This is a genomic window from Loigolactobacillus backii (genome assembly GCF_003946275.1).
In the GTDB taxonomy this organism is placed as follows: domain Bacteria; phylum Bacillota; class Bacilli; order Lactobacillales; family Lactobacillaceae; genus Loigolactobacillus; species Loigolactobacillus backii.
In genome coordinates, this window is the sequence record NZ_RHNQ01000070.1 from 1 (window position 1) to 9,397 (window position 9,397).

At 41.3% G+C, this 9,397-nt stretch carries 8 protein-coding genes; 3 read left to right on the plus strand and 5 right to left on the minus strand.

The window, feature by feature from the left end; translation table 11 throughout:
- The first annotated feature begins 87 nt into the window (after nt 1–87).
- Entirely contained in the window at nt 88–1,746 is a 1,659-nt protein-coding gene (locus EKM61_RS10185) for a C40 family peptidase (protein ID WP_068223414.1), read from the plus strand.
- A 213-nt stretch (nt 1,747–1,959) separates the two neighbouring features.
- On the opposite strand, the gene EKM61_RS10190 is transcribed toward EKM61_RS10185, so the two are convergent.
- A complete protein-coding gene (locus tag EKM61_RS10190) occupies nt 1,960–3,051 on the minus strand; it encodes an LCP family protein (protein ID WP_100077715.1) in 1,092 nt (363 codons plus the stop codon).
- A gap of 447 nt (nt 3,052–3,498) precedes the next feature.
- Here EKM61_RS10190 and EKM61_RS10195 point away from each other — a divergent pair, with 447 nt between their 5' ends.
- Complete coding sequence (locus tag EKM61_RS10195; RefSeq protein ID WP_225359777.1) at nt 3,499–4,347, plus strand: homoserine O-succinyltransferase; 849 nt, start codon at nt 3,499–3,501, stop codon at nt 4,345–4,347.
- Between the two features lie 65 nt (nt 4,348–4,412).
- Nucleotides 4,413–5,690 carry an O-acetylhomoserine aminocarboxypropyltransferase/cysteine synthase family protein gene (locus EKM61_RS10200; RefSeq protein WP_068223417.1) on the plus strand — a complete coding sequence of 426 codons (1,278 nt, stop codon included), beginning with the start codon at nt 4,413–4,415 and terminating at the stop codon, nt 5,688–5,690.
- A 135-nt stretch (nt 5,691–5,825) separates the two neighbouring features.
- Here EKM61_RS10200 and EKM61_RS10205 read toward each other — a convergent pair whose 3' ends face one another.
- The 4 genes from EKM61_RS10205 to EKM61_RS10220 form a co-directional block, all read right to left on the minus strand.
- Complete coding sequence (locus tag EKM61_RS10205) at nt 5,826–6,209, minus strand: hypothetical protein (RefSeq protein ID WP_225359776.1); 384 nt, start codon at nt 6,207–6,209, stop codon at nt 5,826–5,828.
- 192 nt (nt 6,210–6,401) lie between these two features.
- Entirely contained in the window at nt 6,402–7,250 is an 849-nt protein-coding gene (locus tag EKM61_RS10210) for an aldo/keto reductase (protein WP_068223424.1), read from the minus strand.
- Nucleotides 7,251–7,313: 63 nt separating this feature from the next.
- The gene (locus EKM61_RS10215) at nt 7,314–8,213 is read right to left on the minus strand and encodes a DUF368 domain-containing protein (RefSeq protein WP_068223427.1); all 900 of its coding nucleotides are present in this window, start codon (nt 8,211–8,213) and stop codon (nt 7,314–7,316) included.
- An 86-nt stretch (nt 8,214–8,299) separates the two neighbouring features.
- Nucleotides 8,300–9,202, minus strand: a complete 903-nt coding sequence (locus EKM61_RS10220; protein ID WP_068223431.1) for a mechanosensitive ion channel family protein — start codon at nt 9,200–9,202, stop codon at nt 8,300–8,302.
- Nucleotides 9,203–9,397: the final 195 nt, after the last annotated feature.

Genomic DNA, 9,397 nt, shown 5'->3' on the forward strand with positions numbered 1-9,397 from the left:
GAACAATTAGAGAATATCACACAGCATCCAAACAGCGAAGCTGGTCAATACTTGAATACATTTTTAATAATACGAGGAGGCTGTTATATGACGAAAGCAAAATCTAAGAATCATTTCTCTACATACGTAGCTGCGGGAGTTGTTGGTCTGGCCGGGGCAGCATTGGTTGGAACTTCACAAGCACAAGCAGCAACTACCAAGGGTAAGGTTAATTTTCAAAATGGCGCAACGACTGTTTGGAATAACCCAAGTCAAGGATTAACTGCTAATCATTATTTAACGAGTGGGCAAACGGTTAATGTCGAAAGCCAGCAGCAAATTGCTGGTGAAACATGGTATAACGTTGGTAATGACCAGTGGGTACCTGCTAAGTACGTTACAGTCGCTCAGCAAGCAGCAACAACTGCTAAAAAAGACACCGTTACTTCTAAGTATCAATCTGGCGCAACGACTATTTGGACTTCACCAACTAGTGGTCAGCCAACTGGTAAATATTTAACTTTCAAACAAACAATTAATGTAACCGCACAAAAACAAGTTTATGGATTAACTTGGTATCAAATTGGGACTAACCAGTGGGTACCAAGTGCTTACGTAGCGTTAAATGATCCAGAATTGGCAAACACGCAAGTTGTTACCCAATCAGTTTCTTTAACGGCGACGGCAACTAAGAGCTCAACTGCTGCTAATACAACAGCTGCAGCAACACCAGTTAGTGCGGCAACGACTTCACAGGCTAGTGCAACACCGGCTTCAAGTGCTGAACAATCAACTACAAGTACGACTGCTGCTAGTCAGGCTGCCACACAAGCAACCGCAACTTCAGCGGCTAATTCAAGTCAGACAGCTGCAACCTCGGCTGCCAACGCTAGTCTAGCTCAGGAACAGTCAAGTGCCGCGGCTACTAGTCAGGCTGTTGCCCAATCAGCCGCAACTTCAAGCGCCAATGCTAGTTTGGCAGTTGCTTCAAGTGCTGCCGCAGCAAGTCAGGCTGCGGCTCAGTCAGCTGCAACTTCAGCGGCTAATGTTAGTCAGGCGCAGTCAAGTGCTGCGGCTACTAGTCAGGCTGTTGCCCAATCAGCTGCAACTTCAAGCGCTAATGCAAGTCAGGCCGCTGCGCAGTCGGCTGCAACTTCGGTCGCTAATGCAAGCCAAGCTGCAGCCCAGTCGGCCGCAACTTCAACTGCTAACGCAAGTTCAGCCGCTGCCAGTCAAGCAGCTGCAACCTCGGCTGCTAATGTGAATCAAACTCAGACACAATCAAGTGCTGCAACTGAAGCAACTAACACAGTTCAGACAACACAAAGTAGCCAGGCTAGTACGACACCAGTTTCGACTACACCAAGTCAAAGTGCTGCTAGTACTGCAAGCACAACAACTGATCAATCAGCAGTTCAAAAGGTAATTGCAGCTGCGCAGTCACAAATTGGTGTTCCTTACGTTTGGGGTGGTCATACGGCCAATGTTGGGTTAGATTGTTCTGGCTTAACTAGTTATGCCTTCTCAGCTGCAGGCATCAGTTTACCAGCTTACACAGTTTCACAAGAAAGTGCCGGTCAAAAGGTTTCCATTAGTGCTTTACAACCTGGTGATTTGGTCTTCTGGGGAGCTGCTGGGGCAACTTATCACGTTGCGCTATATATTGGTGGTAACCAGTACATTGCCGCACCACAACCTGGTGAAAACGTTCAAGTACAATCGATTTCTAGTTACTTCGAACCATCATTTGGTGTACGAGTACTTTAGGCAGATAAAAGATCACTCTAGGATTGTCCTAATTCGACAATTCTAAGGGTGATCTTTTTTGTGTCTATATAGGTTTAGATAAACCATTTTTATGGAAGCGTGATGATCGTTAATTGATTCAGTAAAGGAGTGTGGACCAAAAATCGGTTTTGGCCCACGTTCTAGAGTAATTACTCGAAAAATAGTAAGGAGCTGGGACTTTTGTTCCGGCCGTTATTTTTCGGTGGTTTGTGTTTCAGCGGTGTGATTATAGTTACCATAGATGTAAAAGTACTGGTTACTAACGCCGTCAAAAGTTGGGTTCATACTATTTTGATAAGTTTCCGCGTTGGATAAGGTTGTTGCTGAAAGACCAAGCTCTTTACGGATTTTTTTCGATAAACGATTTAATTCCTTAGTTGAAGCAACTTGGTAGGAAGAGCCGGTAATCCAGGCATCTTGGCCTTGAAGTTGGTCAGATTTTATATCGGCGGTAGCCCCGCGGTAGTGGAGGGCAAGCGTTTTGATTTGAGCAAAGGTTAAATTGGTGCGGACATTCTTTTCTAAATCCTTTAAAACCTTGTCGTAATCAAACAGCATCTTTGGCGTAGCGGCTTTTTTCAAAATTGCTCGAATGACTTGTTGTTGCCGAATTTGCCGCCCATAATCACCACGCGGATCCTCATGGCGCATTCTAGTGTATGCAAGTGCCTGTTCACCGTTTAAGTGGTGCATTCCCTTTTTGAACTTTTGGCCGCCAGTCCAAACACTAGTGAAGGAAAACGGAATATTAACGTCAATACCACCGACATCATCAACTAGCGTCTGAAGAGCGCCCATATTAATAGTCATGTAGTAGCTAACGGGAACGTTTAATAGGTGCTGGACGCTATTAACGGCCATTTTAGAGCCACCCAGATCATAGGCAGCATTGATTTTCTGCATAGTACTATTTTTTGAACCACTTAATTCTGCCAGCGTGTCACGGGGAATAGAATTTAGAGTCATTTTCTTAGTATCTGGGTTAATTGTTGCGAGAATAATTGTATCTGAGTTACCACGGTAAGTTCGCCCGGCGGCTCCTGTATCAGCCCCTAATAGTAGAATACTAACGGGCTTGTGTTGTTGAATAGTGGTTGTCGTTGGAATGCCATCCTTAGCGTACATACCTTTAATTGTCTTACCGGTATCGTGGTAAAATTTAACGATAAAAATACCACTGAGAATTAGAATAATTGAAATAATGAGTAATAGAATCTTAATGAATGGGTGGCCTTTTTTTGGTGGCCGCTGTGCCATTCGCGAGGGTGTGTCAGTCTCTTCCATGTCTTCCTCCTATTGCTGCAATCTGTTTCTATTATAGCCGATTTTTTAACGATAGCAATTAGGGTTAGTGGTTTAAAGGATTATTATAAAATTAAGAAAATGGGTTTGACATTAGAAAATGATGGTGTTATTGTTAGAAACAAGTTAAATAATTCAAAGTGTTGAAGAGAAGAGTAGCTGAATTATTTTTGTTAGCGAGCCCTGATTGGTGAAAGTGGGTAAAAATAAATTTGGTGAAGATGGTCTTGGAGCTTGTTAGTTGGTACTGTAAGCAGTGCTAATTATCCGTCTGCAAACGATAACTTGCAAAGGTATAGTCAGTAAGATGTACCTGATAAGGTCATGATTGTGAAATCAAGGCAAATATGGGTGGTAACGCGAAAGCTTTCGTCCCTGTTACGTTAAAGTAACGGGATGAAGGCTTTTTTATTTTATGGAGGCGAGCATATGATGTCCGTAGAGCAAGATTCAAGTAAGCAGTTGGTACTAAATACGACTAATGATTTTAAAGCGAAGACGTTAACAATTCTGGTGTTGAATTTAATGCCAAATAAATTGGAAACCGAGGGACAATTTGTCGATTTATTAAATGATCAGAATCATAATCTGGCCTTAACTTTCCTTTACCCGGAAACGCACCACTTTAAGTCGGCCGACACATTACCTTACTTACAGGAAAGTTACGCCACCTTCTCGCAAATTAAAGCAGGTTATTACGATGGATTAATTATTACCGGAGCACCAGTCGAGACACTTGATTTTTCGTTGGTGGATTACTGGCGTGAATTTGGTGAATTGGTTGATTGGTCAAAGACACACGTTTCGCAAACCTTATTTATTTGTTGGGCGGCGCAAGCAGGATTGTTTCATGATTATGGTATTAAAAAATATCCGGTTCGGCCTAAAATATTTGGTATTTTTGGGCATGAAGTTCGGCAGCAGGCGCCATTAGTTGAAGGATTACCGGAGACTTTTTATTTACCACATTCACGTAACACAACATTAAAGTCCGCCGATATTCTGGCGCACCCGGATTTGCGTTTATTGGTGGATGATTCTGATGTTGGTCCCGTGATCGTTCAGAGCAGGGATGGCCGGCAAACTTTTGTGACCGGACACCCAGAATACAGTACCCAGACATTAGCCAATGAGTACCGCCGTGACTTAAAGGCGGGGATTCCGATTACATTACCGGAAAATTATTTTTACGCTAACGATCCAACACAAAAAATTATCAATCGTTGGCAACCGGCAAGTCAGCAATTGATAAAGAATTGGTTCAAGTCATTTAAATAAAATCATTTCTAAATTAAGTTGATTAATAAAATAAACTGCACACTAATTTAAAGGAGAGAACAATAATGAGCGATAAAAAATTAAGATTTGAAACATTACAAGTCACGGCTGGTCAAACGGTTGATGAAACTGGTGCTCGGGCCGTTCCGATTTATCAAACAACCTCTTATGTTTTTAAAGACGCAAAACAGGCTGCTGGCCGTTTTGCACTTACGGACGCAGGAAACATTTATACCCGGTTAACCAACCCAACAACGGATGTGCTGGAAAAACGGGTAGCGGCATTAGAAAACGGAACTGCTGGTGTTGCGCTGGCTACTGGATCAGCAGCAATCACGGCGGCAATTTTAAATGTTGCTGAGACGGGCGATGAGATTGTTTCGGCAAGTACCATTTATGGTGGAACCTATGATCTTTTCAGTGTCACACTGAAACGGCTTGGAATTACCACTCATTTTGTTAATCCTGATGAACCAGCTAACTTTGAAGCGGCTATTAACGAACACACTAAAGCGCTGTACGTTGAAAGTATTGGTAATCCTGGAATTAATTTAGTTGATTTTGAAGCAATTGGTGCAATTGCGCATAAACACGGTTTAATTTTAATTGTTGACAACACTTTCGGGACGCCATACCTAGTTCGACCATTAGATCACGGTGCTGATGTTGTTGTACATTCGGCAACTAAATTTATTGGCGGCCACGGTACTTCAATGGGTGGCGTTATTGTAGAGAATGGCAAGTTTGATTATGCCGCTAGTGGTCGCTATCCTGGTTTTACCACGCCTGATCCTGCCTATAATGGCCTAGTTTGGACGGATGTTGCACCGGCTACGTTTACAACTAAGGCACGTGCGCAACCATTACGTGATACAGGTGCTGCAATTAGTCCGTTTAACTCGTTTTTATTAATTCAAGGTCTGGAATCACTCTCTCTGCGCGTAGAGCGGCACGTAAGTAATAGTCGCAAGATCGTTGAATTTTTAAAAAACCATCCTAAAGTGGCCTGGATTAACTACCCTGAATTACCTGATAGTCCTTATAAGTCGTTGGCAGATAAGTATTTCAAAAATGGCGTTGGTTCAATCTTTACGATTGGCTTAACTGGCGGTGAAAAGGCCGGTAAAAACTTTATTGAAAAGCTCAATCTGTTCTCACTTTTGGCCAATGTTGGTGATGCTCATTCATTAGTGATTCATCCGGCTTCAACAACTCACGCTCAGTTAAGTGAAGCGGAATTAAAGCAGGCCGGGATTACACCAGATCTGATTCGGCTTTCAATTGGGATTGAAAACGTTGATGATTTAATTGCTGATCTTGACCAGGCGCTAGCGCAAGTTTAAAGGAGAAATATAGATCGAATAGGTGGCCGGATAAGGTTACTTATTCGGTCTATATTTTTGCTGAAAATAGTTCAAAAAAATAGAAACCAAGTTGGTTATTGCAATTAAGCAAACCAATTGATTTCTATCTTCTAACTACTTTAACGATGAATCTTCATTAATTAAGCGTGTAATTTTATTGATTTCAGCGTGGGCGTTTTCGGCAGAATCTCGTGGAATGATGAACTGAGACTGCATTTTATGCGGATCTAAATTTAGCGGAACCGTTATTACGGATAAAAACGACTGCTCATTAACAACTTGGTTAATTGGTTCTTGTGCCGTTAATGCAGCAATTTTCTCTGGGTGTGCCTTTAGTGGAATTAGATAATCAGCCAGAACACGGTAAGCATAGTATTCGGCCTCTTCATAAAGCTCTCCTTGGGCGCTTAACTTAGGAATATTTAGAAAATCAATTAAATATTGTTCATCACGTTTAGTGGTTCGAGTGGTAAAGCGGTAATCTTTGCTGTCTGTCATCATGCTTCTCCTTTAATCGTCACAAAAATAACCGCTAATTTTCTTAAATGTGATTTTAGGTAACATTAAGTTAAATTAACAGTTTTTTCATCTATATCTAATGTATGCCATTTAAGTGTTATCTGCAATCTATTTGGCAAAATATTTAACGGACGAAACTTTAGTACTGAGAAGTGGGATAACGTAAGTAGGTTAATGGTATTGGTGCTCCAATTCATAAACTAGTTCTGGATCGTCACCAGTTCGCTGATTTTTATTTAATTGATTGAGGTTTGTCATGTCAACATCACTTAGTGTGAAGTCGTAAATCGCGGCATTTTGAGCAATGCGGGCCGGATTCTTTGACTTAGGAATAAAAGATAGACCCCGTTGTAAATGCCAGCGTAAAATGATTTGTGCTGGCGTTTTAGCGTATTTAGTGGCCAATTGTCCGATGACCGGGTCCTTTAAAACAGTTCCACGGCCCAAGGGACTCCAAGCCTGAGTAATAATGTGATTTGTCTTCCCGTAACTGACCAACGCTTCCTGCGATAAGTAAGGGTGGTTTTCAATTTGATTAACAACTGGCATTTCGTTAGCTTGAGTTGCTAGGTAATCTAAGTGAGTTTGGTGAAAATTAGAGACACCAATTTCACGAACCGTTCCTTCTTGTTTTAGGTGCTCAAGCGCCCGCCAAGTTGCAAAAAAACTAGAGTGAATTGGCCAGTGAACTAAGAGTAGATCGACGTAATCAGTGTCTAGACGTTGCAAAGAATCGTCAAAAGAGGCCAACGTTTCATCATAGCCCTGATTTTTTTCGGCAACTTTAGTGGTAATAAATAACTCACTACGGGGCACGTTAGTCTGTTTTAGCGCTTTACCTAACATTGTCTCGTTAGCGTAGGCCTGTGCGGTATCAAACAAACGGTAACCAGAATCAATTGCCTGGTTGATTGCCGCATTCATTATTTTCTGATCGTCTAACTTATAGACACCGAATCCTTCGATTGGCATTTTATAACCGTCAGGAAATGAATACTGGTCCATAATTGATTTTGTCATAGTATTAGCTCCTTCAAATTTGAATTCAATCTAAGTCTAGAACATTTTGGACTTAAAGCAAACTTAGCTTGCCTTTTTTTCTTGCGGTTTATCGAAGAAAAAGGTTAATAAACCACCGGCAATTAGGGCAACTAATACCATCAAACAATTGCCAATTGTAAATTGCCAAGTAGGGGTAATTCCGCGTTGAACCAAGATAAGAATGGCGGCCAAAACGACCCCCCAAACGATGGCGTAAATCTGCGCTTCAAATTTCTTTAGTAAGTAGGTCATTAATCGGGCCATAATAAATAGTCCTAGAACGGCACCAATTGTAAATGGCACCAAAAGTAAAATTGTACTAAGTACGGACGCTGCGGCGTGGAAATCAGCCTTGAAAAGGGCGATGAAAAAATCAATGACTTGGCCCATTGCGTTGTAAATTGTACCGTATTGGCCGATAACCATTAACATAATAGCACCTGAAATACCGGGGATCATCATTAAGGCAACAACGAAGAAACCAGCAAACAGCATTGTTCCAAAGGCCATTGGCGAATTTAGACTGGCTAAGGCAATGTGATTTTCGGCCTGACTATTTGTGGACAACTGCGTTAATCCGTAAATAAAGCCGAAACCAATCAATGGCCAAAATAACTGATACCAATGAAATTTTAACGGCTTAACTTTGCGCCACATAAACGGAATTAGACCTAGCATTAATCCAATAAATAGGGCGTAACTAGGTAGTGGAAACTGGACTGTCAACCAGAGAACTCCCTTTGTTGCCGCTATGATGCCGATTAGAGCACCAACGGCAATCGGGGTTAGAAAACGAAGACTGGCAAGTGGTTGGCGTCTTAATTGATTGATCTTGGCCATAATTGGTTCGTAAAGCCCGACAACAACGGCAAAAATACTACCGGACAGACCAGGAATAACGAGCGCTAACCCAATAAAAAAACCTTTAATTGCATTTAACATAGCTGACCCCCTCAATTTTTTGATCTTATTATGCTTAATTGCAAGCGTTTCTCTAAGTATACGAAATTCCTAGGGGGATTGTCACCTTATTTGGTGGTTTGATTGAACGTCAATGGCGAAGTAGGTACTTCAATTCCGGCCGTGGTTAAGGCTTGCATATAGGCCGCCAAGTAATCGCTTTGGATGCGGCCCTGCGCACCATTCTTAGTGTAAAGGACAACACGTAAGGCTAGATTACCGTTGCCAAGGTCTACAATTCCGAAAATATCGGGACCACTTTCAATGTCAGGGTACTTGGGGGTTAGTTCTTGGTTAACCTTATTTAAAATAGCCGTTACTTTTTCTGAATCCGTTTTTGGAAAAAGTCGGACATCAAGCTGAACGCGCATGTTGTTACGGGAAAGATTACTAACAATATTAATGTTGCTATTGGGAATGTAATTCAAAGTACCATCGAAGCTTTTAACTTGGGTAACCCGCAAGCCGAGTGCAGTAACGATACCTTCAATACTACCAATGATCACGTGGTCACCTACATCGAGTTGTTGCTCCAATAAAATAAAGAAGCCGGAAAGAATGTCCTTTACTAAGTTTTGTGCACCTAGACCAAGTGCCACACTGAGAATACCAGCGCTAGCAATCAACGTTCCAACGGGCACACCAAGGACACTTAAAACGGCGTAGAGATAGAAAAAAAAGATTACGTATTTAACGGTATTATTAACTAAAATAAAAATCGTTTGGGAACGGCCCTCACTAATGTTACGGTTAACCTTATAAGTATTGAAGCTGCGATCAATTAATAACCGCGCTATTTTATTAATTAACCAGAATAATAGTGAAAATAGAATGATTTCTAAAACTGTACCGAAAATTTTGTTAAGAATATCGATCCATTGAATACTTTCAATGAAGCGGGTTAATAAATTTGCCTGATGATTGACACTTTTATTAAGCGCAGCCTCTGTTAGTTGCATTGTTGCTAGCATAATGTCACCCTTTTTTTATAATATAAATAAGTGTAACAAAGGCGACTTTAAAATAGCAAATCGCTACTCTTTGATTGAAGAAAGCGTTAAATGATGCTATCCTAAAATTATTAAGTAAAAGACTTGTGGTCAGAAGTCAAGTAGGTGATACGTAAAATATTGATAGTTCTAATTGTGAGGAGAGTATACTTCCCC